Annotated in this window: 27 protein-coding genes; 16 read left to right on the top strand and 11 right to left on the bottom strand. The window is 63.6% G+C overall.

The genetic code is table 11. The features are described 5' to 3' along the window. Positions 1-31 precede the first annotated feature (31 nt). Both IB263_RS20070 and IB263_RS20065 read left to right on the top strand, forming a co-directional pair. The gene (locus IB263_RS20070) at positions 32-1213 is read left to right on the top strand and encodes a Gfo/Idh/MocA family protein (RefSeq protein ID WP_060517518.1); all 1182 of its coding nucleotides are present in this window, start codon (positions 32-34) and stop codon (positions 1211-1213) included. Positions 1214-1359: 146 nt separating this feature from the next. Further along, positions 1360-2727 carry a GH1 family beta-glucosidase gene (locus IB263_RS20065; protein WP_112985164.1) on the top strand — a complete coding sequence of 456 codons (1368 nt, stop codon included), beginning with the start codon at positions 1360-1362 and terminating at the stop codon, positions 2725-2727. 50 nt (positions 2728-2777) lie between these two features. Here IB263_RS20065 and IB263_RS20060 read toward each other — a convergent pair whose 3' ends face one another. Then, positions 2778-3650, bottom strand: a complete 873-nt coding sequence (locus IB263_RS20060; protein ID WP_060604645.1) for an NAD(P)-dependent oxidoreductase — start codon at positions 3648-3650, stop codon at positions 2778-2780. A 414-nt stretch (positions 3651-4064) separates the two neighbouring features. Between IB263_RS20060 and IB263_RS20055 the strand changes: the two genes are divergently transcribed. The 4 genes from IB263_RS20055 (at position 4065) to IB263_RS20040 (ending at position 7136) form a co-directional block, all read left to right on the top strand. Beyond that, complete coding sequence (locus IB263_RS20055) at positions 4065-5147, top strand: methionine ABC transporter ATP-binding protein (protein ID WP_034787001.1); 1083 nt, start codon at positions 4065-4067, stop codon at positions 5145-5147. Next, on the top strand, positions 5137-5802 hold the full coding sequence (locus tag IB263_RS20050) for a methionine ABC transporter permease (protein ID WP_034786999.1): 666 nt from the start codon (positions 5137-5139) through the stop codon (positions 5800-5802). Before IB263_RS20055 ends, IB263_RS20050 begins: the two co-directional genes overlap by 11 nt. A 36-nt stretch (positions 5803-5838) precedes the next feature. Continuing rightward, entirely contained in the window at positions 5839-6615 is a 777-nt protein-coding gene (locus IB263_RS20045) for a MetQ/NlpA family ABC transporter substrate-binding protein (protein WP_034786995.1), read from the top strand. A gap of 113 nt (positions 6616-6728) precedes the next feature. Next, on the top strand, positions 6729-7136 hold the full coding sequence (locus IB263_RS20040; RefSeq protein ID WP_034786992.1) for a GFA family protein: 408 nt from the start codon (positions 6729-6731) through the stop codon (positions 7134-7136). 263 nt (positions 7137-7399) lie between these two features. On the opposite strand, the gene IB263_RS20035 is transcribed toward IB263_RS20040, so the two are convergent. The 3 genes from IB263_RS20035 to IB263_RS20025 form a co-directional block, all read right to left on the bottom strand. Then, on the bottom strand, positions 7400-8356 hold the full coding sequence (locus IB263_RS20035; protein WP_060604650.1) for a rhodanese-related sulfurtransferase: 957 nt from the start codon (positions 8354-8356) through the stop codon (positions 7400-7402). Between the two features lie 109 nt (positions 8357-8465). After that, positions 8466-9374, bottom strand: a complete 909-nt coding sequence (locus tag IB263_RS20030) for a CHAD domain-containing protein (RefSeq protein ID WP_060604654.1) — start codon at positions 9372-9374, stop codon at positions 8466-8468. Then, the gene (locus IB263_RS20025) at positions 9371-9844 is read right to left on the bottom strand and encodes a CYTH domain-containing protein (protein ID WP_034786982.1); all 474 of its coding nucleotides are present in this window, start codon (positions 9842-9844) and stop codon (positions 9371-9373) included. Before IB263_RS20025 ends, IB263_RS20030 begins: the two co-directional genes overlap by 4 nt. A 201-nt stretch (positions 9845-10045) precedes the next feature. Between IB263_RS20025 and IB263_RS20020 the strand changes: the two genes are divergently transcribed. From IB263_RS20020 to IB263_RS20005, 4 genes are all read left to right on the top strand, one after another. Further along, positions 10046-10684 carry a 2-dehydro-3-deoxy-phosphogluconate aldolase gene (locus tag IB263_RS20020; RefSeq protein WP_034786978.1) on the top strand — a complete coding sequence of 213 codons (639 nt, stop codon included), beginning with the start codon at positions 10046-10048 and terminating at the stop codon, positions 10682-10684. Between the two features lie 206 nt (positions 10685-10890). Beyond that, the gene (locus tag IB263_RS20015) at positions 10891-11604 is read left to right on the top strand and encodes a tellurite resistance TerB family protein (RefSeq protein ID WP_192438908.1); all 714 of its coding nucleotides are present in this window, start codon (positions 10891-10893) and stop codon (positions 11602-11604) included. Between the two features lie 120 nt (positions 11605-11724). Further along, positions 11725-12420: a GNAT family N-acetyltransferase gene (locus IB263_RS20010; protein WP_192438907.1), complete on the top strand. Its 696-nt coding sequence runs from the start codon at positions 11725-11727 to the stop codon at positions 12418-12420. Between the two features lie 42 nt (positions 12421-12462). Further along, positions 12463-12669, top strand: coding sequence for a hypothetical protein (locus IB263_RS20005; RefSeq protein ID WP_034786975.1), 207 nt, complete (start codon positions 12463-12465; stop codon positions 12667-12669). A 22-nt stretch (positions 12670-12691) separates the two neighbouring features. Here IB263_RS20005 and IB263_RS20000 read toward each other — a convergent pair whose 3' ends face one another. The 3 genes from IB263_RS20000 to IB263_RS19990 form a co-directional block, all read right to left on the bottom strand. Further along, positions 12692-13744 (bottom strand): nickel/cobalt transporter, encoded by a 1053-nt coding sequence (locus IB263_RS20000; RefSeq protein WP_113293568.1) that lies wholly within the window; start codon positions 13742-13744, stop codon positions 12692-12694. After that, complete coding sequence (locus IB263_RS19995) at positions 13738-14382, bottom strand: DUF1007 family protein (RefSeq protein ID WP_192438906.1); 645 nt, start codon at positions 14380-14382, stop codon at positions 13738-13740. Before IB263_RS19995 ends, IB263_RS20000 begins: the two co-directional genes overlap by 7 nt. A gap of 101 nt (positions 14383-14483) precedes the next feature. Then, complete coding sequence (locus IB263_RS19990; RefSeq protein WP_060517532.1) at positions 14484-15377, bottom strand: LysR family transcriptional regulator; 894 nt, start codon at positions 15375-15377, stop codon at positions 14484-14486. A 695-nt stretch (positions 15378-16072) separates the two neighbouring features. Between IB263_RS19990 and odc2 the strand changes: the two genes are divergently transcribed. The 3 genes from odc2 (at position 16073) to IB263_RS19975 (ending at position 18715) form a co-directional block, all read left to right on the top strand. Further along, positions 16073-17212 carry an ornithine/lysine decarboxylase gene (odc2, locus tag IB263_RS19985; protein WP_218686560.1) on the top strand — a complete coding sequence of 380 codons (1140 nt, stop codon included), beginning with the start codon at positions 16073-16075 and terminating at the stop codon, positions 17210-17212. A gap of 88 nt (positions 17213-17300) precedes the next feature. Next, on the top strand, positions 17301-17891 hold the full coding sequence (locus IB263_RS19980) for a GNAT family N-acetyltransferase (RefSeq protein WP_034786966.1): 591 nt from the start codon (positions 17301-17303) through the stop codon (positions 17889-17891). A 197-nt stretch (positions 17892-18088) separates the two neighbouring features. Further along, positions 18089-18715 (top strand): LysE family translocator, encoded by a 627-nt coding sequence (locus IB263_RS19975; RefSeq protein WP_034786964.1) that lies wholly within the window; start codon positions 18089-18091, stop codon positions 18713-18715. 6 nt (positions 18716-18721) lie between these two features. On the opposite strand, the gene IB263_RS19970 is transcribed toward IB263_RS19975, so the two are convergent. The 3 genes from IB263_RS19970 to IB263_RS19960 all read right to left on the bottom strand — a co-directional run bounded on the left by IB263_RS19970 (position 18722) and on the right by IB263_RS19960 (position 20480). Then, the gene (locus IB263_RS19970; RefSeq protein WP_034786961.1) at positions 18722-19129 is read right to left on the bottom strand and encodes a VOC family protein; all 408 of its coding nucleotides are present in this window, start codon (positions 19127-19129) and stop codon (positions 18722-18724) included. 144 nt (positions 19130-19273) lie between these two features. Continuing rightward, positions 19274-19846, bottom strand: coding sequence for a hypothetical protein (locus tag IB263_RS19965; protein ID WP_089044935.1), 573 nt, complete (start codon positions 19844-19846; stop codon positions 19274-19276). A 1-nt stretch (position 19847) separates the two neighbouring features. Next, positions 19848-20480, bottom strand: coding sequence for a LysE family translocator (locus IB263_RS19960; RefSeq protein WP_060581266.1), 633 nt, complete (start codon positions 20478-20480; stop codon positions 19848-19850). 274 nt (positions 20481-20754) lie between these two features. On the opposite strand from IB263_RS19960, the gene IB263_RS19955 reads away from it, so the two are divergent. From IB263_RS19955 to IB263_RS19945, 3 genes are all read left to right on the top strand, one after another. Then, positions 20755-21201 (top strand): glyoxalase superfamily protein, encoded by a 447-nt coding sequence (locus tag IB263_RS19955; protein ID WP_089044937.1) that lies wholly within the window; start codon positions 20755-20757, stop codon positions 21199-21201. A gap of 310 nt (positions 21202-21511) precedes the next feature. Beyond that, positions 21512-22639 carry a multicopper oxidase domain-containing protein gene (locus IB263_RS19950; protein WP_192438905.1) on the top strand — a complete coding sequence of 376 codons (1128 nt, stop codon included), beginning with the start codon at positions 21512-21514 and terminating at the stop codon, positions 22637-22639. Then, positions 22636-23820 carry a metal transporter gene (locus IB263_RS19945; RefSeq protein ID WP_060581269.1) on the top strand — a complete coding sequence of 395 codons (1185 nt, stop codon included), beginning with the start codon at positions 22636-22638 and terminating at the stop codon, positions 23818-23820. Before IB263_RS19950 ends, IB263_RS19945 begins: the two co-directional genes overlap by 4 nt. Before the next feature lie 16 nt (positions 23821-23836). On the opposite strand, the gene cysE is transcribed toward IB263_RS19945, so the two are convergent. Then, a complete protein-coding gene (cysE, locus tag IB263_RS19940; protein ID WP_192438904.1) occupies positions 23837-24664 on the bottom strand; it encodes a serine O-acetyltransferase in 828 nt (275 codons plus the stop codon). Positions 24665-24669 lie beyond the last annotated feature (5 nt).

Genomic DNA, 24669 nt, shown 5'->3' with positions numbered 1-24669 from the left:
AAACAACACGGAACGAACAGGGGAGAAGATCATGGCAATCGAAGGAACGAGCGAGAAGCGCGAGCGTCGCATCCGGCTCGGCATGGTGGGCGGCGGCTCCGGCGCATTCATCGGCGCGGTGCATCGCATCGCAGCCCGTATCGACGATCACTATGAGCTGGTGGCCGGCGCGCTGTCGTCGACGCCGGAAAAGGCGGAAAGCTCAGGCCGAGAGCTCGGGCTCGATCCGTCGCGGGTCTATTCCGACTTCAAGCAGATGGCGATCCGCGAAGCGAAGCTGAAGGATGGTATCGAGGCGGTGGCGATCGTCACGCCAAACCATGTGCACTACGCTGCGGCCAAGGAATTCCTGAAGCGCGGCATCCACGTGATCTGCGACAAGCCGCTGACTTCGACGCTTGGCGACGCGAAGAAGCTGAAGAAAGCGGCGGACGAGAGCGATGCGCTGTTCGTGCTGACGCACAATTACACCGGCTATCCGATGGTACGGCAGGCGCGCGAGATGGTCGCCAATGGCGAGATCGGTGCGGTGCGGCTGGTGCAGATGGAGTACCCGCAAGACTGGCTCACCGAAAACATCGAGCAGTCGGGCCAGAAGCAGGCGGCCTGGCGCACCGATCCGGCGCGCTCGGGTGCCGGCGGCTCGACGGGTGATATCGGCACGCACGCCTATAATCTCGGCGCCTTCGTATCGGGTCTCGAACTCGAAGAACTCGCTGCCGATCTCGACAGCTTCGTTGGCGGCCGCCAGCTCGACGACAACGCCCATGTGATGATGCGCTTCAAGGCGAAGGACGGCGAGCGCGCCAAGGGGCTGCTCTGGTGCAGCCAGGTGGCGCCCGGCCACGAGAATGGCCTGATGGTGCGCGTTTACGGCACCAAGGGCGGGCTTGAATGGACGCAGAAGGACCCGAACTATCTCTGGTACACACCGTTCGGTGAGCCGAAGCGCCTGCTCACTCGCGCCGGCGCCGGGGCGGGTGCGGCCGCAAACCGCGTCAGCCGTATTCCGTCGGGCCATCCGGAAGGCTATCTCGAGGGCTTCGCGAACATCTACACGGAGGCGGCGCGCGCCATCTTTGCCAAGCGCAAGGGCGAGAAGATCGATCCGGCCGTCACTTACCCGACCATCGACGATGGCATGAAGGGCATGGTCTTCGTCGATGCCTGCGTACAGTCATCCAAACGAAATGGGGCGTGGGTAAAGGTATAGCCGCAGGCCAATACCGGCGGAAGGGCGGGGTTTTCCCGCCCTTTTTCGCGAGTTGACATTTGCCGGCATGGATTTAGGTCGGCCCGCTACAAACCGAAAACCAAGGTCCCGCTGGCAGCGGGGCCGGAACGAGACGAGACAAAGATATGACCGATCCCAAGATCCTGGCAGAGCGCTTCCCGGGCGATTTCGTATTCGGGGTGGCGACCGCCTCCTTCCAGATCGAAGGCGCGACCAAAGCTGACGGGCGCAAGCCGTCGATCTGGGATGCCTTTTCGAACATGCCGGGCCGTGTCTTCGGGCGTCACAACGGCGATGTCGCCTGCGATCACTACAATAGGCTCGACGAGGATCTGGACCTGATCAAGAGCCTCGGCGTCGATGCCTATCGGTTTTCCGTTGCCTGGCCGCGGATCATTCCTGAAGGCACCGGCCCGATCAACGAAAAGGGTCTCGATTTCTACGACCGCCTCGTCGACGGTCTGAAGGCGCGTAACATCAAGGCCTTCGCCACGCTTTATCATTGGGATCTGCCGCTGGCACTGATGGGCGATGGCGGCTGGACGGCCCGCACGACGGCCTATGCCTTCCAGCGCTACGCCAAGACCGTGATCGCCCGCCTCGGCGACCGGCTCGACGCGGTCGCGACCTTCAACGAGCCCTGGTGCTCGGTGTGGCTCAGCCACCTCTATGGCATCCACGCGCCGGGCGAGCGCAACATGGACGCAGCCCTGCATGCGCTGCACTTTACCAATCTGGCGCACGGGCTCGGCGTCGACGCCATCCGCTCCGAGCGGCCGAACTTGCCTACGGGCATCGTCATCAATGCGCATTCGGTCTACCCGGGTAGCGACAGCGCGGCCGACAAGAAAGCCGCCGATCGCGCCTTCGACTTCCACAATGGCGTCTTCTTCGGTCCGATCTTCAAGGGGGAGTACCCCGAAAGCTTCATGAGCGCGCTCGGCCATCGCATGCCGGCGATCGAAGACGGCGACATGGAGACGATCTCCCGGCCGCTCGACTGGTGGGGGCTCAACTACTACACGCCGATGCGGGTCAGTGCCGATCCGGCCAAGGGCGCAGAATATCCGGCAACCATCAATGCCAAGCCGGTGAGCCAGACAAAGACGGATATCGGTTGGGAGGTTTACGCTCCGGCGCTCGGCAGCCTGGTCAAGACGCTGAACGCGACCTACCAGCTGCCCGACTGCTACATCACCGAGAACGGCGCCTGCTACAACATGGGCGTCGAGAACGGCATTGTCGACGACCAGCCGCGGCTCGACTATATCGCCGACCACTTGTCGGTGACGGCGGATCTGATCGCCGAGGGTTATCCGATGCGCGGCTATTTCGCCTGGAGCCTGATGGACAATTTCGAATGGGCCGAAGGTTACAAGATGCGTTTCGGCATCGTCCATGTCGACTACGACACTCAGGTCCGCACCATCAAGAAGAGCGGTGAGTGGTACCAGGCTCTGGCCGAGCAGTTCCCGAAGGGCAACCACATCTGACGCTCAAGCGGGCGGGCCCGCCCGCAACGCTTCCGTGCGGCTCGGTCAATTCACCGCCGGACCGGCAGGACTTCCAGGCTCTGCCGGTCGAGCTGGGCCAGCACTTCCTTGAAACCGTAGCGCGGCTTCCAGTCGAGCTTTTCGATCGCAGCACTCGGGTCATACACCCGGTCGATGGTCGCGGGCAGCGGCCAGTCGCGATCGGCAAAGGCCTGCGACAGTTTTGGCGCACGCTCACGCAGGAGCCCCGCGGCATCCTCCGCCAGCCGGCGGCAATCCGTTGGAAGGAACGGCGTTTCGCCCGAGATGATGTAGCGCTGAAAAGCCGGGCCGCCATTGTCGAGTGCTGCCACATGCGCGGCAGCCACGTCGCGCGCATCGATGCCGCGGTGCAGGCGGTAGCTTGCGATACGATCGGCGACCTCCGGGAAACAGCGCGACATGCGCAGCACCCGCACATGCAAAGCACGATCCGCCGCGTTTTCGAGCAGAGCTTCGGCCGCAAGCTTGGTGTGGTGGTAGATGGTGTGCGGCTTCGGCGGCGTCTCCTCGGTGATCCAGGCGCAGCCGCCTTCCGTGACCGCATGACCATAAAGTGCCGTCGTGCTGGTAAAGACGATGCGGCCGACGCCGGCGGCCTGGGCTGCGGCAATCACCAGATGGGTGCCCATCACATTGACGCGCTCGAACTCCTGGTCGGCGACGGCGTCTACATGTGGCGCGTGCAGGGCCGCCGTATGGATGACGGCGTCCGTACCTTCCATCGCGCGCTCCAGCAGTTCGCCATCGACGAGATCGCCGACGATGGCCGTCGTGCCGAAGGGCGCGCGATCGATGCCGATGACGTCATGGTCGGCCGCGGCGAGCGCGTTGTAGATCGCTCTGCCGATGCGGCCGGAACTTCCGGTCAAGACGATGCGCATTTCTCACCTCATAATCCTGTTCCTGCCCGTTAGCATGAAATGCGGTCGGACACAGTCCGCCCGAACAAGGATTTCCAAGATGGCGATTTGCGGGATGACGGCGCGTTGCGAAGCAAAAGAGCATGGTTTTGCCGTTGCTTGGCAAATTCGGAAAAATCATGCCTGTGAAAGGGCGTGGCAATTCTCCATAAGAGCCGTAGATTATGTCGCATGCGGGCCATGCGGCAGCAAAGTTGAACTGACTGGTTGCTTGATGTTAGAGAAGTGCTCCCTGTTCCGAATGCGTTGTCGAATGTCGGCCTGACCAGACGCGCGTTCCATCCCGGCCAGGCCCGGGATCATGAGTTTTGAACATCCGAGAGCACTTATGTACCCGCACATTCCGACTGCGCCTCATTCGGGGAATTCCGAACGATGAGCGTTTCCGCCCAAAACGCCGCGCCATCGGCTGACGCGGCCGTCGTCTTCGACGGCGTTTCCAAGCATTTCCCCGCGTCCGGCACCAGCGGCGCCTTCACTGCGCTCGACAAGGTCTCGCTGACCGTCGACCGTGGTTCGATCACCGGCATCATCGGCCGCTCCGGCGCTGGCAAGTCGACGCTGATCCGACTGGTCAACGGGCTCGAAAAGCCGACGGGCGGCAAGGTGCTGGTTGACGGCGTCGATGTCGGCGGGCTCGACGAGGCGGCGCTGCGCAGCCTTCGCCGCTCCGTCGGCATGATCTTCCAGCACTTCAACCTGCTGTCCTCGCGCACCGTGTTCGGAAACGTCGCGCTGCCGCTCGAAATATCCGGCATGGACAAGCGCGCGATCGAACAGCGCGTTCGGCCGCTGCTCGATCTCGTCGGTCTCGCCGACAAGCACGGGCGCTATCCGGCCGAACTTTCAGGCGGCCAGAAACAGCGCATCGGCATCGCCCGGGCGCTTGCGACCGAGCCGAAGCTCCTGCTCTCCGACGAGGCGACCTCGGCGCTCGATCCGGAAACGACCCAGTCGATCCTGGAGCTTTTGAAGCGCATCAATGCCGATCTCGGCCTGACGGTGCTGCTTATCACCCACGAGATGGAAGTGGTGAAGGCGGTGACCTCAGACGTCGCCGTCATCGATCATGGCCGCATCGTCGAGCGTGGCCACACCTTCGACGTCTTCACCCATCCGAAGCACGAGACGACGCGGGCGCTGCTCTCGGGGCTGCCGGGGTCGAAGCTTCCAGACGCGGTCGCCCGCGCCCTGAAGCCTGCACCCGCGGCCGGCGATCGCGCCGTCGTGCGGCTCACCTTCTTCGGGGCTGCGGCCGAGAAGCCGCTGATCTCGCAGCTGATCAAGTCTGTCGGCGCCGAGGTCAACATCATCGCCGGCACGATCGACGAGATCGGCGGCGCGCCCTATGGCTCGCTGGTCGTCGCCTATGGCGCGGATGCCGAGACGTCCGGCCGCGCCGAACGCTTCTTTGTCGAAAACGGTCTGGTCACGGAGGTGCTCGGTTATGTCGCCTGATATTCTCCTGCGCATCGGCGGGGCCACCGTCGACACGATCTATATGGTCGCCATCGCCGGCCTGATCGGCTCGCTGATCGGCGGGCCAATCGGCATCTTCCTCGCCACCAGCGGCAAGGGTGAACTCTTCCCGGCACCGACGCTCAACCGCATCATCGGGCTGATCGTCAACGCCACGCGCTCGACGCCGTTCATCATCCTCGTCGTCGCCATCATTCCGTTTACCCGACTGCTCACCGGCACCTCCATCGGTACGAAGGCTGCGATTGTGCCCTTGACGATTGCCACCATTCCCTTTGTCGCGCGGCTGGTGGAAGCGGCGATCCGCGAGATCGACAAGGGGCTGATCGAGGCGGCGCGCGCCATGGGCGCGACCCCGATGCAGATCGTCTTCAAGGTGCTGCTCGCCGAAGCGCGGCCCGCGCTCACCTTGGCGCTCACCATGACCGCCGTCAGCCTCATCGGCTATTCGGCGATGGTCGGTGCCGTCGGCGGCGGCGGGCTCGGCGACCTCGGCATCCGCTACGGCTACCAGCGCTTCATGCCCGACGTGATGCTCGTTGTCGTCATCGTGCTGATCGTGCTGGTGCAGCTCGTCCAGAGCGCCGGCGACGGGCTGGCGCGGCGCTTCGACAAGAAAAACCGCAAGACCTGATTCCTCCCAAGACTGAACGTGAACAAGGAGACGACCATGAAGAAGCTTATCATCGCGGCAGCGATTGCCGCTCTTTCCGCCGGCACGGCACTCGCCGAAACCATCAAGGTCGGCGTCACGCCGGGCGAACACGCCCAGATCATGGAGAAGGTGAAGGAAATCGCAGCTCCCAAGGGCCTCGATATCGAGATCCTCGAATTCTCCGACTATGTCGTCCCGAACCAGGCTCTGGCTGACGGCGACCTCAACGCCAACTCGTTCCAGCACCAGCCCTATCTCGACAACCAGATCGCCGATCGTGGTTTCGACATCGTCAGCGTCGGCACCACCATCACCACCCCGATGGGCGTCTATTCGCAGAAGGTGAAGAGCCTCGACGAGCTCAAGGACGGCGCCACGATCGCCATTCCGAACGACCCGACGAACGGCGGCCGCGCGCTGCTGGTTCTGGCGTCGAAGGGCCTGATCAAGGTCAAGGAAGAGGTCGGCCTCAAGGTCACGCCGGCCGACATCACCGAGAACCCGAAGAACATCACGTTTGCCGAGCTTGACGCTGCCCAGTTGCCGCGCTCGCTGCAGGACGTCGATGCCGCCGTCATCAACACCAACTACGCGATGGAAGCCGGCCTGCACCCGAAAAAGGACGCGATCGCGATCGAAGGCGAGAAGTCGCCCTACGCCAACGTCATTGCCGTGCGCAAGGCCGACAAGGATGCTCCGTGGGTGAAGACCCTGGTCGAATCCTACCACGACGAAAAGGTGAAGGCCTTCATCAACGACACCTTCAAGGGCGCGCTGATCCCGAGCTGGTAAGCGTCTCTGGTAAAGAGAAACATGGAACGCGCGCTGCAACTTGCGGCGCGCGGTTTTTCTTTGACCGTGTGGCTTGCTTGGCTATCCTCCTGGCACTTCGAGGAGGACGAACCATGAGCGTCTTGAAAGGCGGATGTCTCTGCGGTGCAATCCGGTATGAGCTGAACCGTGAGCCGCTCTTTTCCGGTTTCTGCCATTGCCGCGATTGCCAGCGCACGACAGGCACCGGTCATTGCTGTTACATGATCTTCGAGCGGGCCGATGTGACGATGTCGGGAACCGGCCGCGGTTACGAGACGCGCGCTGAAAACGGCAATCCTTCGATCCGCTATTTTTGCGAAACCTGCGGCAGCCAGGTTTATGGCTCCGGCCCGCCGGACGATCCGCGTGTGTCGATCTATGCCGGCACGCTCGACGACCCGTCGGTATTTCGACCGACAGACGCCATTTTCACCCGCAGCCGCCATGAATGGGACCGCAGTGCATTGGCACTTGAGGAATGCGAGGCGTTGCCGGGCTGACTGCGTTCGCGAGTGAAACCGCCGCTCACCCCAACCCTCTCCCCGCAAGCGGGGCGAGGGGACGTGCCACGCTGGGGCGCCGCGGAACGCAGCTCTCGGTACCCGGGGAACTGCGTGCAAGTCGCAGCCGTAAGCTGGAGTTAGCGTTGTCGGCTGGGGCGGTGCCACAAGTCCCTTCGCCCCGCTGCGGGGAGAAGGTGCCGGCAGGCGGATGAGGGGTGCTTCCCGCTCGCACGAGCGACGGGCGGATGCCAAAGCGTATGTCAGCTACCGAGGTGGCGCTCGCCGCGCTTCTTGGCAAGTTCGATCTGCCGTTGGCGCTGGCGGTAGCGTTCGCGGTCCTCGTCGGTGCGGACCTCGTGGCAATGGATGCAGGAGACGCCGTCCTCGTGGTGCGGTGAAGCGAGGTCCGCCTTGGTCAGCGGCTGGCGGCAGGCGTGGCAGAGCGTGTGCTCGCCTTCCTCGAGGCCATGGGTGACGGAGACGCGATCGTCGAAGACGAAGCAGGCGCCTTCCCAGAGGCTTTCTTCCTGGGGCACTTCCTCGAGATATTTCAGGATGCCGCCCTTGAGGTGGTACACCTCATCAAAGCCCTGCTCCTTCATGAAGGCGGTCGCCTTCTCGCAGCGGATGCCACCGGTGCAGTACATGGCGATCTTCGGCTTGTTGTGCAGGCCGGTGTTGTTGCGCACCCAATCGGGAAATTCGCGGAAAGTTTTGGTGTTCGGATCGACCGCACCCTTGAAGATGCCGATGGCGGTTTCGTAGTCGTTGCGCGTATCGATGACGATCGTCTCGGGATCGGAGATCAGTGCATTCCAATCCTTCGGATCGACATAGGTGCCGACGATCTTGTTGGGGTCGATATCCTCGACGCCCATGGTGACGATTTCCTTCTTCAACCGCACCTTCATGCGCAGGAACGGCATGGACGATGCACGGCTTTCCTTGTGCTCCAGTGCGCCGAATTCGGGCTGCACGCGCAGGAACGAGAGCACCGCGGCGATGCCGGCATCCGTGCCGGCGATCGTGCCGTTGATGCCTTCATGCGCCAGAAGCAGCGTTCCCTTGACGCCGTTTTCGTCGCAGACGGCCTGCAGCGGTTCGCGAAAATCGGCGAAACGCGGGAAGCGTGCGAAATGATAGAGCGCGGCCACCAGAAACTGGCCATGCGTCTCACCATGGGGCTCAGGGCGCGGGGTCGTGAAAATGTCGGTCATGGCCCGTGCAAATACAGCTTTCGCGCCGCAAGCGCAATCGCGGCGGGGCCCAGGGGCACTCTGTCGCGGCGCGGACAGTCGGTCCGCCCGCCGAAATTTCGCCGAAACATCAGCGCGCGGCGTCGAGCCAGAGCAACCGGATCGTTCGGCTTTCGTCGTCCGGTTCCTCCTGGAAGACCTCGGCGGCGAGATCAAGAGCGTGCTTGCGCAAGCTTCCCTGTCGGTCGATGACGGCCGCGATGAGGTGGGCCTGATCCTGACTGTTACCGGCAAGCCCCGGATCCTCGTTGATCAACTGGGTCATGACCGCGAGATCGTTGAGGTGCCCGAGCGTGTCGACCAGCGCTTTAGCCTCGGCGCGCTTGGCCTGCAGGGCGGAAGGCCAGACCGCGTGCATCAGGCCGAGATGCATGCGGTAGTCCTGCGCCCGCTTTCGCAGCTCGTGGAACGCCGGGGCTTCCGAAGTCTCGCTGCATGCCTGCCTGGCGCGCTTGGCCCGCCTCAGAGTGCGCCGCCATCCCTTCGTCAGCCGGTCTGCGGTCTTGCGGCGTCGATCGTCGAATGTCACTTGGCTGAGGGCCTGCAGTGCCTGCTCGCAGCGCACGATGGTGGCTGCCACGCGGTCCTCGATATCGGTCGCGCTTGCCGTGATGCGGTCCCGGCGTGTCGTCAGCCGCTCGCAGACATGGTCGAGCGCCCGTTCTTCCTCCTCGTTGCACGCGGCTGCCTTGAGGTAATGGGCGTTCTCGACCAGTGCGGCCGCGTCCCGAACGGTTGAGAGGTTGCGGGCCATGTCGCGGATGCGCGCATTCTCATGCTTCTGAAAAAGCGGCACGTCCGCTGCGACGAGACGGTACAGCGAGCGCAGGCGCTTGAAATTCTTGCGGGCGTCATGGATCGCCTCGTGCACCCCGTCAGGCCGATCCTCGAGTGTCATCACCGCCTGTGTGAGCTGTTCGGCGGCGATCGTGCGGAAGTCTTCGGAAAAAGGCCGTCCAGGTTCGAAGGCGTAAGTCATGGTTGCGGTTCCGTCAGTCCTTCTGTGGCGAGGGACTGGTTGGAGTAGCGGCGATCGCCCGTGATTTCCTGCCCGACCCAATCGGGCAGCGCCGGCATGTCGGTTTCGCGCTTCATCTCGACTTCCGCAACGACGAGGCCTTTGAGCGCGCCTCCATAGACGTCGACTTCCCAGGTGAACCCCTTGTGCGGCACCCGGTAGCGCCTCTTCTCGATGACGATCCCGACCGCCTGGGTCAGCATCTCGCGGGCATCGTCCATCGGCAGGTCGTACTCGTATTCGTTTCTGACCAGTGCCGACTTGCCGATCTTGATGGTCAGCCGCGCCCATTTGTCGCCGTGGATGCGCACGCGCAGCGAGCGGTCGTCCATGGTCACGACATAGGCCTGCCTGAGGTCAATGCCCTTGTCCGCACGCTCTCGCCACCCATCGGAAGCGACCAGAAACTTGCGCTCTATTTCCTTCGCCATGGAAAATCCGCCATTTCGAGGGCCCGCGGCCTTCAACCTATCGCTTTCACGCAAAGGCTCAAGTCATCTCTTTGTCGCAAGTTGCATATTACCGTTGCCTTACATGCGAAAGCCGCGCTCCCGCCGCCTTGGGTCTCGACAACCGGTGGCCGGGGGAGTATGCGGAGGGCATATTCAATCGTTTTAAAAAGGACGATCGGCATGAGCGCGAAATCCGACAGGCTTCTTTCAACCCTCAAACTGGCGCCGGTTGTTCCGGTGCTGGTGATCGACGACGTGGCGACCGCCGTTCCCCTGGCGCGCGCGCTCGTTGCCGGCGGGTTGAAGGCGATCGAGATCACATTGCGCACGCCGGCCGCACTCGAAGCGATCCGCGCCGTTGCCAACGAAGTCGAAGGCGCTGTTGCCGGCGCCGGTACGATCCTCAACGCCGCCCAGTTCGAAGCCGCGGTCGAAGCCGGCTCGAAGTTCATCGTCAGCCCCGGCACGACGCAGGAGCTGATCGATGTGGCCAACGACCACGAGGTGCCGCTTTTGCCGGGTGCGGCGACGGCGAGCGAAGTCATGGGTCTGCGTGAAGAAGGCTACGACGTCATGAAGTTCTTCCCGGCCGAGCAGGCCGGCGGCGCCGCCTACCTCAAGTCGCTGTCCTCGCCGCTTGCCGGCACGCTCTTCTGCCCGACGGGCGGCATTTCCCTTGCCAATGCGCGCGACTATCTGACGCTGCCCAACGTCGTTTGTGTCGGCGGCTCCTGGGTTGCGCCGAAGGAACTGGTTGCCAAGGGCGACTGGGCCGGCATCACCAAGCTTGCGGCAGAAGCCTTCGTGCTCAAGGGCTGAGCGGCAAGCAACGCCTTCCGTTTTTTGAAAGGCCGGGTGGAGAGCCCGGCCTTTTTCTTTGGCTGTACGGCGTCGCTCGCCTCTGGCGCGAATTTGTATTTTCCCTGCAACGTTCCTATGTCTCAATCCATTCAGCGACGGGCGCGCGGGCGGCGCACCCTTGAGCTCGCCTTCAACCGCCCGGAACCGACAAGGAGCGAAACCCGATGTTCGACGCGAAGAAATTGCTGGATCAGTTTCTGGGATCGCAGGTGCCCGGTGCCGGCGGCACGGTGCGCGATCGCGCCACCCAGGCGACGCAGCTTGCCAAGGACAATCCACTGGCGAGCGGCGCCATTGCCGCTGTTCTGCTCGGCACCAAGTCGGGTCGCCAGCTGGCCGGCAACGCCGCCGTGCTTGGCGGTCTCGCGGCGATCGCCGGTCTCGGCTACCAAGCCTACAAGAATTATCAGGCCGGCAATACGCCGGGCGGTGCGACGGTTGCCAAGGGCGAGCCGGAACTTCTGCCGCCGCCGGCCGATTCCGGCTTCGCCTCTGCTCCCGAAGCCGTCAGCCATGATTTTGCGCTGACCCTCGTGCGCGCAATGATCGCCGCTTCGCGTGCCGACGGCCATATCGACGAGGCCGAGCGCCAGCACATCATGGACAAGCTGTCGGTCTCGGGCCTCTCGGCCGATGCCGCGGCCTTCCTCGAAGGCGAGCTTGTCAACCCGGTCGATATCGACGCGATCGTCGGCGCGGCAAAGACCGAAGAGGAGCGCGTGGAGATCTACACCGCGTCGCGCCTGACGATCGAGCCGGAAACCCGTGCGGAGCGCGGCTATCTTGACCTGCTCGCCGGACGCCTCGGACTTCCCGACGCGCTGGTCGATCACATCGAGGCGACGGTCTCGGCCGCCAAGGTGCCGGCCACCGCGTAGGATACCGTTCGGCGGGCATGGTTTCATCACCGGTTCGAACAGGGTTCATCACCAGTTTGAATTTGTGTCGGCCGCCACTCTGGCCTATGCCGAAGGGCAGGGATGAAGGAGGAGCGGCCGATGCAGGATCTGAAGAACTGGAAAGGGTGCCCGGCGCCGAAGGGCGTCGCGCTCGAAGGGCGTTTCGTCAAGCTCGAGGCCTATGAGCGCGACCGGCATCTGCAGGACCTCTGGGACGGCCTCGGCGGTATGGCGATCAACCCGCTGCTCAAATACTTCACGCAGCCGGATTTTAGGGATATCGACGCTTTCGATGCCTGGCTGACGGCGGCGCAGGAGAAATCCGGCTGGGTTACAGAGGTCTTCCGCGACAAGGCGACCGGCATCGTCGTCGGCATGGCCAATTACATGCGTGCCGATCCCGCCAACGGCGTCGTCGAAGTCGGCTCCGTGGCACACGGCGCCGCCATGGCCCGCTCGCCGCTCTCGACCGAAGTGCATTACCTGATGGCGAAGCACGCCTTCGAGGGTCTCGGCTATCGCCGCTACGAGTGGAAATGCCATAGCGAGAACATGGCGAGCCGCAAGACCGCCGCCCGGCTCGGTTTTACCTTCGAGGGCATCTTCCGCCAGCACATGATATCCAAGGGCGGCAACCGTGATACGGCCTGGTTTTCGATGATCGACAGCGAATGGCCGCTGCTCAATGCCGCATTCGAAACTTGGCTTGCAGCTGATAATTTCGATGAAGACGGTCGCCAGAAGCGGCGCCTTGAAGATATACGTTCGGATCTGGAGCGGCAGGCGTCGAAATAGGCGCAGGCTGCTTAAGCCGCAGCAGACAACAACAGGGAAGTCATGCAGAACAAGGAAAAGTCACCGGCGATCGCCGCTGCGATCATTCTCGTCGTCGCCGGTCTCGGCTTCTTCGTTCTGCCGTCGATCATGCTCAAGCTCGGCGATATCTCGCCCTGGCTGGCCGCCGCCTTCGGCGTGATCTTCGTGCTCGGCTTCTTCCTGCTCTTCTGGCTCCGAGCCCGCTACCAGCGCAAGCGCGGGCTCTGACGGCCCGATCAGGCCGCGTGCGTCAGCTCTGCAGAGCCGCGCCGAGCAGCGCCAATCCCAGCAACAGAACCAGGGCAGCGCCGGCGATCTCGATGCCGTTCGAGATCCGGGCAGCCGCCGCGCCGTTTGCCGCATAGCGCAGCGCAACGCCCTTGGCGGTGACGGCCATGGTCGCGAGGATTGAGACGGTGATCGCCGTACCGATCGACATGGCGAAGACCGAAAGCACGCCGCCGAGGTAAAGCCCGTTCAGGAGTGCGAAGGACAGCACGATGAGTGCGCCGGAGCACGGGCGCAGGCCGACGGCGATGACCGCTGACCAAGCTTCGCGGAGCGCAAAACGATCCCCTTTCAGCATCGACGGGTCGGGCGCATGCGCATGGCCACAGCTTGAGCAGACTTCGCCCGGGCCATGGCTGTGCCCGTGGTGATCATGATGGTGGCTATGATGATGATCGTGATGATCGTGATGGTGATCGTCCGCGAGCTGGACGTGCCCGCCGCCGGCAACGGAAGCCAAGGCAACCGGACGCAGCATCGACCGTAGCTTGCGCAGGAGAAGCCAGCCGCCGAAGGCGGCGATCAGCGCGTAACTTGCGATCTCCAGCCAGCGCGTTGCGCTCGTCATGCTGATCGAGGTACCGCGCAGGATGAGGTAAACGGCGCCGATCAGGAGGATCGCGACCACGCCCTGCAGCAGCGAGGACAGGAAGGAGAGCAGCACGCCGCGCTTCAGTTCCGTCTCGTTGGCGATCATGTAGGACGAGATCACCGCCTTGCCGTGGCCGGGGCCGGCGGCATGCAGTACGCCATAGGTGAAGGACAGGCCGACCAGCGACCAGAGCTGCCAGGGGTTCTCACGCATCCCCTTCAGCGCATTGGTCATCAGCCGGTAGAAGCCCTGCTGCTCCATGTTGATCCAGGCGAAGAAGCCGCCGAGAAAACCGGTCGTCTTGAACGCGGGCTCGGCCGTGCCGATGCCGAGGGGCGACTGCGCCGCGGCGATCGTTGCAGAAAGCGCCGTGACGACGAGCGCGGCCGTGACCAGACGTACGATCCCGCGGGTGTTCAGCATGTGATCTCGATCCTGGTTGCAAACAGCTTCGACATGTCGGTGCCCGTCGGGTCGCTCCAGAAGGCGTCGGTCAAGGTGTCCTTGTTCTCGGCGAGAACTTCGTCGGGATCAGGGCGGACGACCTTGTGCTCACAGGCATTGATCTTGTCGCCGACGACGGTCAGGTCATCGTCGGTGGCGAAGTCCATGGCCGTATACATCGTTGGATCGTAGACGCCGAAGGAGAGCTTGCCCTTGAGCGGCATCGGCTCGGCCGGCTTGACCGCGAACATCATCAGCAATTGCCCGTCCTTGTAGTCGACGGTGATGTGATCCGGCTTTTTGACCTTGATGGTTTTGCCGTTGTCGAGGATCGTCGTGTAATAATTGTACTCGGACAGGGACTCCATCACCGTCTGCCCGACTTCGGCCAATTCATCCGGATCGAGCGTCGCGTTCGAGTTCTTGTCGAAATCGAGCACCACGCTGGAGGAGAACAGTTCGTCGAAGCGCCAGACGTTCCTGAGTTCGCTGATCTCGTCCTTGTCGTCGGAGACGACCTCGAGGCGCGCTTCCGCAAAGATGTGCGGGTGGGCAAAGGCCAGCGACGGGGCAGCCAGGGTGGCAAGGCCGGCCATGACGAGGCGTTTGGTTCTCATGTGGCGGCAATCCTTTCGGCTGGAGCGATCGCTCCGCGATTCGTTTCCGGGAATGTACCGGAAATGGGACGGAATTGGGACTTTGAGGTGCCGGCGCCCGATCACCGTGGCTTGCGAAACCAGGCGTGCAGGAAGTCGACGAGGGTTCTGACTTTGGCCGGGAGGTAGCGGCGATGCGGATAGATCGCATAGATGCCGCGGTCGCGGGGGAGGAAATCGTCGAACAGCGTGACGAGTTCGCCGGTAGCGATTTTCGGGCGGGCGATGAAATCCGGGATGATCGATACGCCGAGGCCGGAGACGGTGGCTCTGAGGGCTGCAAGCGGGCTGTTGACCTCGATCGGGCCGCTGACGGGCACGGTGAAGGCCGAACCATCGGGCTCGACGAAGCGCCAGTTGGAGTAGGAGCGGCCATTGGTATCGAGAATGCAGGGCAGCTTGGAAAGGTCCGTCGGGTGAGCGATGGGGCCAGATTTTTCCAGGAATTCCGGGGCAGCGCAGATCAGCACCTGGAAATCGTCGAGCTTGCGGGCGATCAGCGTCGAATCTTCGAGCCGGGTGATGCGGATGGCGACGTCGAAGCCTTCCTCGACCAGATCGACGAAACGGTCGTCGGAGATGATTTCGAGCGAGAGTTCGGGATGCTGCTTGCCGAAATCGACCAGCGACTGGCCGATGTCGGCATCGACGAAGGTACGCGGCGCAGTGATGCGTAGCCGTCCCTTCAGGTCGGAATTGTTGGCGCGCACGAGATCGGCGAGATTGTCGATCTCCTTCAGGATTTCCGACGCGGTGCGATAGTAGGTGTGGCCAGCCTCGGTCAGCGAGAACTGCCGTGTCGTGCGGTTGAGGAGCAGCGCACCGAGTTCATCCTCGAGCTCGCGCACATATTTCGAAAGCAGCGCCTTCGACTTGCCGACACGCCTTGCGGCGGCCGAGAACCCCTCGGCGTCCACGACATCGATAAAGGCGCGGATGCGGGTGAGTGTGTCCATGGCGATCTTTCTTTCGTGCTCTCAATCGTGCTTCGCCGATTCGCCGGCGAAGGCCTCTTTCCGCGTCGATAATGCAGACGGCAGATTGTCCGTCGCTTGCGTCATTGCGCCGGGTTCTGCCTTCAGTGCCTGTTCTTATAAATAATAGTCTTCTTTCAATGCTTTAGCGTTGTGGACGATCTGGCGCCAAGCGTTCAAAATTTGTGAGCATCGACAGTTTTGCCCGGCTGGAAAAAAATTCAACCGCGGTTGTGAAAAAACTCTTGATTACGACGGGCTTTTTTCTTACCTACGCCCTTGCCCAAAGTCGCACGTGCCTGTGGGTGTCCGCCGACCCTCGATTAGGTGAGGGTATCGGTAAGGTACCTGGAACTAACCCCTCCAGTCGCTATTCCGGCCAACCGGGAAATGCGAGGACATCTTGAAGCAACGACGGTGCGGGCCTTTCTGGTGTCTGCCGGCTTTCCAACAGCCGGGGTTACTGAAGAGGCACACCTTCATTGCCGGAAGTGCGGTTGGGTTATTCCCTCCAATCCATGGCAGACAAAGCCGAATTGAAGCCTAGGCGGGCTTTGATTCACCGTTCGCGCATCGAGCGCATGCATGGTTCCGGGGTCTCCACCGGCTGGTTCCAGAGCATGTGCGCGTATGCCCTTTGTCCTCCGCGAAAGCGGGGCATCTTGGATCAGGGGAATATGGCCATGACCACGGCTCGCATCATCGACTTCATCAACACCCGACGACCGGAAGGCCCGTGCCTTGTTGTCGACCTCGACGTCGTGCGCAACAATTTCAAGGCTTTCCGCCATGCGATGCCGGACAGCTCGATCTATTATGCGGTCAAGGCAAACCCGGCGCCGGAAATCCTGCGCCTGCTCGCCGGTATGGGCTCTTCCTTCGATTGCGCGTCCGTCGCCGAAATCGAAATGGCGCTCGACGCCGGTGCGACCGCGAGCCGCGTCTCCTATGGCAACACCATCAAGAAGGAGCGCGACATTGCCCGCGCCCACGCGCTTGGGGTCAACCTGTTCGCGGTCGACAGCCACGAGGAAGTGGAGAAGGTTGCCCGCGCAGCCCCCGGCGCTCGCGTGTTCTGCCGCGTCCTGACCGATGGTGAAGGCGCCGAATGGCCGCTGTCGCGCAAGTTCGGCTGCGTCCCGCAGATGGCCGTCGACGTGCTCGTCTACGCCCACCAGCATGGCCTCGTTTCCTACGGCGTCTCGTTCCATGTCGGTTCGCAGATGACGAAGCTGGATGCCTGGGATCAGGCCCTTGCCGATGCCAAGCGCGTCTTCGTGCAACTGGCCAAGCAGGGCATCGAGCTCAAGATGGTCAACATGGGCGGTGGCTTCCCGACGAAGTACCTGAAGGACGTGCCGACGGCGGAAGCCTACGGCCAGGCGATCTTCGGCGCGCTGAAGAAGCACTTCGGCAACCACATCCCGGAAACGATCATCGAGCCCGGTCGCGGCATGGTCGGCAACGCCGGCGTGATCAAGGCGGAAGTCGTTCTCGTCTCGAAGAAGTCGGACAACGACGCCCATCGCTGGGTGTTCCTCGACATCGGCAAGTTCGGCGGACTCGCCGAAACCATGGACGAAGCGATCCGCTACCCGATCCGTACGGCGCGCGATGGCGACGAAATGGAGCCTTGCGTGCTCGCCGGCCCGACCTGCGATTCGGCCGACGTGCTCTATGAGAAGAACATGTATCCGCTGCCGATCACCCTTTCGATCGGCGACGAGGTTCTGATCGAAGGTACCGGCGCCTATACGACGACCTACTCGGCCGTCGCCTTCAACGGCTTCGAGCCGCTGAAGGCCTATGTGATCTGATCCGGCCTGCTCCCGTCCTCGGGCGGGAGCGCCACTTCACAATTTTCGTTCGGTCCGCCTGAAGCGGTTTTGATGACGGGAGGCCCCGATGGCCGCTGTTGTTGACGCCCTGCGCGCGTTTTTCGCGCCCACTACATTTGTAATCGATGCCGAGAATCCGGGCGACGTCGTCGCGCGCGAGAACCTGCTCGACCGTGCCATGGGGCCGGAGCGCCGCCGCAAGTCGTCGGAGAAGCTGCGCAGCGGCCGGCTGCCGGCCGAAGGCCTTGCCTTCGTCGCCCGCGATGTCGATGGTCACGTGATCGGCACGGTCCGGCTCTGGAACGTCGAGGCCGGCGTCAGCCGTGAGGGCCATGCCGTGCCGGCGCTGCTGCTCGGTCCGCTCGCAGTCGACCCCGCCCATGAGGGCAAGGGCATCGGCGGCATGCTGATGCGGGCCGCGATCGAAGAGGCCAAGAACCGCGGCCATGGCGCGATCCTGCTCGTCGGTGATGCTGCCTATTACGAGCGCTTCGGCTTCTTTGCCAGCCGCACCCAGCATCTGGTGATGCCAGGGCCGTTCGAACGCGACCGGTTCCTGGCGCTCGAGCTTCGGGACAACTGGCTCGAGGGCACTGCCGGCCTGATCGTCGCCAGCGGCCGCAAGCTCGCCATGCCGCCGGTTCGCCGCGCCGCCTGAGCTCTCTTTCCGCCGCCAACCCTGCGGTGGCGGATTTTTCGCTGCTCCCTCGCTGGTCCGATCTGATCGGCGAGGGGGCAGACGCATGACATGCCGGGCGCTCCCTGCTGATGGGTTTGTGATCTTCCTTGACAATGCGGCACCGCTGACCTGTCCTTGCGGCAAGGCCTCGTTGCAGGCGGATGGAAGTCTCGCGCATGGATCCGTTCATTTTCGGGGCAGCGACCCTGCTGCCCTTTCTACTGACATCCTTCATCATCGAACTGACGCCGGGACCGAACATGGCCTACCTCGCCATGGTCGCGGCCTCGGAGGGGCGCAGGCCCGGCATGGCGACCGTCGCCGGCGTGGCGCTCGGCCTGGCGATCGTCGGCCTTGCCGCATCCTTCGGGGTCGCCGAGTTCGTCGGCCAGTCGGACATGCTCTATGGGGCGCTTCGCTGGGCAGGCGTCGGCTTCCTGCTCTATCTCGCCTTCGAGGCCTGGAACGGTGACGGTGAGGAGGCGGGGCCGAGCGGCAAGCCCGCATCCTTCTATTTCCGGCGTGGCCTGATCACAAATCTGCTCAATCCGAAGGCGGCGCTGTTCTTCGTCACCGTGCTTCCGACCTTCGTCGACGATACACGCCCGCTCTTGCCCCAGAACCTGACGCTTGCCGCGCTCTATGTGGGGGTCGCGACCGCGGTTCATGCCGCGATCGTGCTTCTGGCCGGGGCGTTGGAGCCGGTCCTCAACTCGCCGGCACGCGAACGGTTGGTGCGGCGTGTGCTCGCGCTGATGCTTGCGGCCGTGGCGATCTGGTTCGGCTGGTCGACGCGACGCTAGGACCGATCAGGACGGGCTCTCGACCTCACGGGCGTCGTAGCAGACGAAGGCCAGCTTGTTGCCGTCGGGATCACGCACATAGGCCGCGTAGAAGCCATCGCCATATTGCGGACGGAAGCCTGGTTTTCCCTCTTCGCTGCCGCCGCGCGCCATGGCGGTCTCGAACAGCCGGTCGATGACCTCCGCGCTTTCCACCAGGAAGGCGGTCATCGCACCGTTGCCGACCGAGGCGGCTTTCCCGTCGAAGGGGTGGCAGGCAAAGAAACGCGGCGCCTTGTCATCATCCTTTCGACCCCAGGAGGAAACCTGCTCGTCGCAGTAGCAGCGCTCCTGGCCGATCAGCGCCATCACCGGATCGTAGAAGCGCTCTGCGCGCCTCAGGTCCGCCGTTCCGACCATGGTGTAGCCGATCATGCCTGTCTCCTCGCCTTGCCTGATGGGGGTGGTCCGTTTCGGTGGCAAGTCGTCTCACACCTGCTCTAGGCACGCAACAGCGGCGATCGGGATTGGAAGGAATGACCGATCGTGTCCGCGTCACCGCCCGCTTTTTCACGCGGGCTATTCGCCGTCGAGATAGGCGCGCCCGCGGCCGGACAGGCGATAGCCGACATCGAGGCTTTCGGTGAGGCCGAGCTCCTTCAATTTGCGGATGCGCGCCTTGAGCTTCAGTTTCTCCATGCCGATGGCGGCGCTCAGCTCCGCTGCGGTCGTCCCGTCACGGACGGCGATCAGCTGCAGTACCGGACGCGTCCAGCCCATGCCGGCGCTGTCGTCGAAGCGCGCGAGCTTGCGGTCGATTTCTGCCCGTCCTTCACCGTCGAGGTCAGCCGCTTCCCGCAGGGCGATGCGTGGATCGTCGCCGGCACGGTGGAAGGCGATGCGATAGCAGCGCCCTTCGGTGCGCGCGGTAAGCTCCTTCGCGAGGGCGGCGCGATCGGCAAAGCCGGCTTTGCGGGCATCGCTGTCGGTAATCGCGCCTTCGTCGATCTCGTCGACGGCATCGATGGCGAGAACACCGACTGCGGTGCGCAAGCTACCGCCGGCCTTGACAGTCGGCTTGGTCCAACGCCGGAAGGCCAAGGTTACGTCGCCGCTGGCGATGCCAGCGAGCACGTTTTGGCGAAACAGCATTTCAGGCGGTGGCGCGGCGATAGAGGGCGAGCGAGCCGGCGAGCGCCAGCAACGCGCCGCCGCAGAGGCGGTCGAGCCAGACGGCGCCGGAGCGCTTGAGGAAGGCTGCAGCCTTCGCGCCGAGCAGCGCATAGCCGAACATCACGGTGAAATCGACGACTGCGAAGACGAGCGCAAGCATGGCGTATTGCGACGCCTGTGGTGCCGTCGGATCGATGAACTGCGGCAGGAAGGCGGTGAAGAACAGGTAACCCTTGGGATTGGTGACAGCGACCAGGAAGCTTTTGAGGAAAATCGCGGCAGAGGAAACGGGAGCCGCGCCGCCGGCTTCGTTTGCCACCTGGATCGTCCCTTTCGACCGCAGCAGCATGATGCCGAGAAAGGCCAGATAGCCCGCGCCCAGCCATTTGACGACGGTAAACCAGAATTCGGAGGCCGCCAGCAGCGCGCCGAGGCCAAGCGCGACCGCGCCGATCAGCACGAAATCGGAGAGCACGGCGCCGACCATGCCCGCGGTTGCGCGCCGCACCCCGTAGCGCGATCCGTTGGTGAGTGCGAGGAGGACCGTCGGGCCCGGTGTCGCGATGCCGATGAAGGCAACCAGCGCAAATGCGAGTATCGTCATTTCGGTCATGAGTTCCTCCCTCGTCGTCTCCTTCAGTCGTCCCACAGCTGTTGCGCGTGCGCAATCGTGTTTCGCGCGGACGCAGCCGCATTTCCGGGCCTGGTTTGACAGTCGAGGCGGCATCCCCTATGGAAGCGGCAGGGTGAAGGTCCCTGCCGTCCGCGAGCGTCATGCTTTGGTGAAGTCCTTCTTTTGAGACACGGTCAGCCGAAACGGCATGCGAACCGGTGGCAATGCGGGCTCCCATCTTCAAGGAATGCATGCCGCTGCAGGAGACCTTCTCATGACGCGCGGATCAATCCCGCTTCCCTCGCTCGACGCCCTGAAAGACCAGGCCAAGCGTCTGCGCATCCGCCTCGCATCCGAAGGCGAAACCATCGGCCATTCCCGCTCGCTCGAACTGATCGCCGCCCAGTACGGCTATCGCGACTGGAACACGCTGCATGCCGCCGCCGGCAACCGGCCGCCCTTCAATCCCTGGATGCTCGGGTCCCGCGTGAAGGGGCGCTATCTCGGCCAGGCCTTCGAAGGCGAGATCCTGGGCGTCCAGGCGATCGCGGCGCAGCCGGGACGCTATCGTCTGACGATGAAATTCGACCAGCCGGTCGACGTCGTCACCTTCGAGAGCTTCTCGGCCTTCCGCCAGCGGGTTACCGCGACGGTGGACGAGAGCGGCCGCACGATCGAAAAAACCTCCAACGGGATCCCGCAACTCGAACTTGAATGGTGAGGCGCGAGCACCGCCTTCCGAGGCCCTGCGGACATGTCCGTTTCCGGTCCGGCGCCGAAGTTCAACCCAACGTCCCCGAGGCCGGCGCCTTCCGGGGACGTTTTGGTTTCCGGGATGATGACGGGCGCGCCGTGCTGAGCGCGCGGTCCTGCCGGCCCCTTCGGACATCACGCTTCCCAAGTCAGTTGCGAATGGGATGCATTTGCACTATTGATGTTGTTGCAAATGATTTGCAGAAGCAGGTGGATCGTTGCTGGCCCCAGTCAGGCGCGGTGCGGTGCGTGTTACCCAATGAGGGAGAGGGGCGAATATGGACAAGCCGACAAGACCGGACCTGCTGCGAAGGCGCAGTCTGCTGATGGGCGGGCTGGCGGCAGCCGGTGGAACGGCGATCTGCACCAGCGCCGCCTTGGGTCAACAACAGGCGAGCCATGTCGGTCATGCCGCGCCATCGGGAGCGGCGGGACAGGAGCCGATGCCCGCCATGGGGCATGGCGCGATGATGACGGTCGGCGAGGTCGATAGCGCCGTCAACGGCTTCGACCCGACAGAGATGCTCACAGATTGGGACACGGGCACGGTTTCGACGCTGCCGGACGGACGGACGCTGCGCACCTTCGAGATGACGGCGGAGGATCGAGAGATCGAAATCGCGCCCGGCATCAAATTTCCCGCCTGGACCTATAACGGCCGCGTGCCGGGGCCGGCGCTGCGGGCCAAAGAAGGCGAGCGGCTGCGGATCGTCTTTCGCAACTATGCTTCGCATCCGCACTCGATCCATTTCCACGGTATTCACGCGGCGCGCATGGACGGCGTTCCTGGGGCCGGCGTGGTCGATCCGGGTGACGAATTTATCTATGAGTTCGATGCCAAGCCCTTCGGCTGCCATCTCTACCACTGCCATGCGATGCCGTTGCGCCGGCACATCCACAAGGGCATGTACGGCGCCTTCGTGATCGATCCCGACCCGGAGCGCCGGCCGGAGCATGTGGAGGTCGCCCGCTCCAGGCTGCTCGGCACACCAGAGAATGCCGGCTGGCAGGAACTGGTGATGGTGATGAACGCCTTCGACACCAATTTCGATGCCGAGAACGAATTCTATGCGGTCAACACCATCGCGCACGCCTTCATGAAACGGCCAATCCGGATCGTGAAGGGCAGGCCGGTGCGCATCTATCTCATCAACGTCATCGAATTCGACCCGATCAACTCCTTCCACCTGCACGCCAATTTCTTCGACTATTACGACCAGGGCACGACGTTGACGCCGACCTTGAAAACCGTCGATCTCATCACCCAGTGCCAGGCGCAGCGCGGCATCCTCGAATTCACCTTCGCTGAGCACGAACCCGGCCTCTACATGTTCCACCCGCACCAGACCGAGTTCACTGAGCTCGGTTGGGTCGGCATGTTCGACGTGGTGGAGGCGCTCGCATGAACGAGATGCCAAGAGCTGCCATTCGCGCGGCAAAGACCAACCTGGTGTGGCTGGCGTTGCCCCTTATCGTCTTTGGCATCGCCGTTGCCTGGCTCGTATCGACCGATCCGTTGTCGGGCTTTCGCAACGGTGCGCCGCCGGTCGAAAACCTCACCTTCGAAAGAACCGTTCTCGACGATAGTGGTCTCAGTCTGCTTGTTCGCGCCGGCGGATCGGAACCGATGACGGTGGCACAGGTCCAGGTGGACGACGCCTATTGGCAATTCGCCCAGGACCCGCCGGGGCCGATCGCACGCGGTGGGGCCGCATGGCTGAAACTGCCATTTCCCTGGATGCTCGGTGAGGCGCATGCCGTGAAGGTGGTGACCAACACCGGCGCCACCTTTGCGCATGACATTGCGGTTGCCGTGCCGACGCCCCAGGCGACGACGGGCCAATTGCGGCTGCAAGCCCTGGTCGGCATCATCGTCGGCATCGTGCCCGTGGCCGTCGGGCTGATGTTCTATCCGGTGCTGCGTGGTGTTGGGCGCGAGGGCATGGCCTTTCTGCTGTCGCTGACGATCGGCCTGCTCGGCTTCCTGCTGGTCGATGCGAGTGGCGAGGCGCTCGAGCTTGCCGGCGAAGCCGCGGCGATCTTCCAGGGGCCAGTCATGGTGGTGCTGGCGGCTTTAAGCAGTTTCCTCCTGCTGATGGCAATCGGCCGGCGAAGCGGTGCGCCGACCGGGCTGGCGCTCTCCACCTACATCGCGCTCGGCATCGGCCTGCACAATCTTGGCGAGGGGCTGGCGATCGGGGCCGCCTTTGCGGCCGGCTCGGCCGGGCTCGGCACCTTCCTCGTGCTCGGCTTTGCGCTCCACAATGTCACAGAAGGCATCGGCATCGCCGCGCCGATCCTGAAGAAGAGGCCGCCGCTCTCGGTCTTCGTCGGTTTGACGCTGCTGGCGGGCAGCCCGGCCGTCATCGGCATGTGGCTCGGGAGCCTTGCCGCCTCGGCGCAATGGTCCGCCTTGGCGCTGGCGATCGGGGCGGGCGCGATCCTGCAGGTGATCGTCGAAGTGGGCGCCTATCTGATGCGCCAGAGCGAGCGCAGGAGCGACGTGTTCCTGACGCCGCCGGTTCTGGCCGGCCTCGCAGCCGGTGCGGCATTCATGTATGCCACCGCGGCGCTGGTGAAGATCTGACAGGCAACAGGATGGGTCAGACGATCGTCTGGTCCATCTCCGCTGCCGGAATTTCATCGACGCGATGGATGCGCACGACGGTTGCCGGCACGCCCGCGACGGTGGTGCGCGGCGGAACGGTCTTGAGGACGACGCTGCCGGCGGCGACCTTGCTATAGGCGCCGACCTCGATATTGCCGAGGATCTTGGCTCCGGCGCCGAGCATCACGCCGCGGCCGATCTTCGGGTGGCGGTCTCCGGTTTCCTTGCCGGTACCGCCGAGCGTGACGTTCTGCAGGATCGAGACCTGATCTTCGATGACCGAGGTTTCTCCGATGACGATGCCGGAGCCATGGTCGAGCATGACAGCCTTGCCGATGCAGGCGGCCGGATGAATGTCAGGTCCGAAGACGAGCGAGGCGAGGTTCGAAAGCCAGCTCGCGACCTCACGGCGGCCGTCGACCCAGAGCTGGTGAGCAGCGCGGTAGGTCTGCAGTGCCTGAAAGCCCTTGAGGTTCACCAGCACATGCTTGAGGCCCGGGCAGGCCGGGTCACGCTCTTTCACCGCCTGAAGATCGGCTTCGGTCGCCAGCAGGATCTGAGGGTTTGCCTTGAAGACGTCGGCGAGCAGCTGCGCAAGCGAGCGTTCGTCGACGCGCGCGACGGCCAAGCCGGCTGAGAGCACGCCGGCCAGCAATTCGGCATCCGATCCGGCATCGATGATCGGCATCAGGGCGGGCGCCATGACCGGTTCACGTGCGGCAAGCGCGCGCGCTTCCGCCCGGATCAGGCTCCAGACCGCGCCATCGGCGAGCGGTGCCGCAAGCGAGCCTTCGTACCGTAGCGTCTCAATCAATGCGGTCATGCCCA

The sequence above is a fragment of the Ensifer sp. ENS03 genome (assembly GCF_014852035.1).
Lineage (GTDB): Bacteria > Pseudomonadota > Alphaproteobacteria > Rhizobiales > Rhizobiaceae > Ensifer > Ensifer adhaerens.
This window is presented reverse-complemented; position numbering and strand designations above follow the sequence as displayed.

Bases quoted from the DNA above. Each gene is read 5' to 3' on its own strand.
- IB263_RS20065 (WP_112985164.1), top strand. From the start codon at position 1,360: ATGACCGATCCCAAGATCCTGGCAGAGCGCTTCCCGGGCGATTTCGTA.
- IB263_RS19960 (WP_060581266.1), bottom strand. From the start codon at position 20,480: ATGACCGAAATGACGATACTCGCATTTGCGCTGGTTGCCTTCATCGGC.
- IB263_RS20070 (WP_060517518.1), top strand. From the start codon at position 32: ATGGCAATCGAAGGAACGAGCGAGAAGCGCGAGCGTCGCATCCGGCTC.
- IB263_RS20010 (WP_192438907.1), top strand. From the start codon at position 11,725: ATGCAGGATCTGAAGAACTGGAAAGGGTGCCCGGCGCCGAAGGGCGTC.
- IB263_RS20005 (WP_034786975.1), top strand. From the start codon at position 12,463: ATGCAGAACAAGGAAAAGTCACCGGCGATCGCCGCTGCGATCATTCTC.
- IB263_RS20035 (WP_060604650.1), bottom strand. From the start codon at position 8,356: ATGACCGACATTTTCACGACCCCGCGCCCTGAGCCCCATGGTGAGACG.
- IB263_RS20000 (WP_113293568.1), bottom strand. From the start codon at position 13,744: ATGCTGAACACCCGCGGGATCGTACGTCTGGTCACGGCCGCGCTCGTC.
- IB263_RS19990 (WP_060517532.1), bottom strand. From the start codon at position 15,377: ATGGACACACTCACCCGCATCCGCGCCTTTATCGATGTCGTGGACGCC.
- IB263_RS19945 (WP_060581269.1), top strand. From the start codon at position 22,636: ATGAACGAGATGCCAAGAGCTGCCATTCGCGCGGCAAAGACCAACCTG.
- cysE (WP_192438904.1), bottom strand. From the start codon at position 24,664: ATGACCGCATTGATTGAGACGCTACGGTACGAAGGCTCGCTTGCGGCA.
- IB263_RS19980 (WP_034786966.1), top strand. From the start codon at position 17,301: ATGGCCGCTGTTGTTGACGCCCTGCGCGCGTTTTTCGCGCCCACTACA.
- odc2 (WP_218686560.1), top strand. From the start codon at position 16,073: ATGGCCATGACCACGGCTCGCATCATCGACTTCATCAACACCCGACGA.
- IB263_RS19995 (WP_192438906.1), bottom strand. From the start codon at position 14,382: ATGAGAACCAAACGCCTCGTCATGGCCGGCCTTGCCACCCTGGCTGCC.
- IB263_RS20060 (WP_060604645.1), bottom strand. From the start codon at position 3,650: ATGCGCATCGTCTTGACCGGAAGTTCCGGCCGCATCGGCAGAGCGATC.
- IB263_RS19975 (WP_034786964.1), top strand. From the start codon at position 18,089: ATGGATCCGTTCATTTTCGGGGCAGCGACCCTGCTGCCCTTTCTACTG.
- IB263_RS20015 (WP_192438908.1), top strand. From the start codon at position 10,891: ATGTTCGACGCGAAGAAATTGCTGGATCAGTTTCTGGGATCGCAGGTG.
- IB263_RS20020 (WP_034786978.1), top strand. From the start codon at position 10,046: ATGAGCGCGAAATCCGACAGGCTTCTTTCAACCCTCAAACTGGCGCCG.
- IB263_RS20040 (WP_034786992.1), top strand. From the start codon at position 6,729: ATGAGCGTCTTGAAAGGCGGATGTCTCTGCGGTGCAATCCGGTATGAG.
- IB263_RS20025 (WP_034786982.1), bottom strand. From the start codon at position 9,844: ATGGCGAAGGAAATAGAGCGCAAGTTTCTGGTCGCTTCCGATGGGTGG.
- IB263_RS19970 (WP_034786961.1), bottom strand. From the start codon at position 19,129: ATGATCGGCTACACCATGGTCGGAACGGCGGACCTGAGGCGCGCAGAG.
- IB263_RS20050 (WP_034786999.1), top strand. From the start codon at position 5,137: ATGTCGCCTGATATTCTCCTGCGCATCGGCGGGGCCACCGTCGACACG.
- IB263_RS20055 (WP_034787001.1), top strand. From the start codon at position 4,065: ATGAGCGTTTCCGCCCAAAACGCCGCGCCATCGGCTGACGCGGCCGTC.
- IB263_RS19955 (WP_089044937.1), top strand. From the start codon at position 20,755: ATGACGCGCGGATCAATCCCGCTTCCCTCGCTCGACGCCCTGAAAGAC.
- IB263_RS19965 (WP_089044935.1), bottom strand. From the start codon at position 19,846: ATGCTGTTTCGCCAAAACGTGCTCGCTGGCATCGCCAGCGGCGACGTA.
- IB263_RS20045 (WP_034786995.1), top strand. From the start codon at position 5,839: ATGAAGAAGCTTATCATCGCGGCAGCGATTGCCGCTCTTTCCGCCGGC.
- IB263_RS20030 (WP_060604654.1), bottom strand. From the start codon at position 9,374: ATGACTTACGCCTTCGAACCTGGACGGCCTTTTTCCGAAGACTTCCGC.
- IB263_RS19950 (WP_192438905.1), top strand. From the start codon at position 21,512: ATGGACAAGCCGACAAGACCGGACCTGCTGCGAAGGCGCAGTCTGCTG.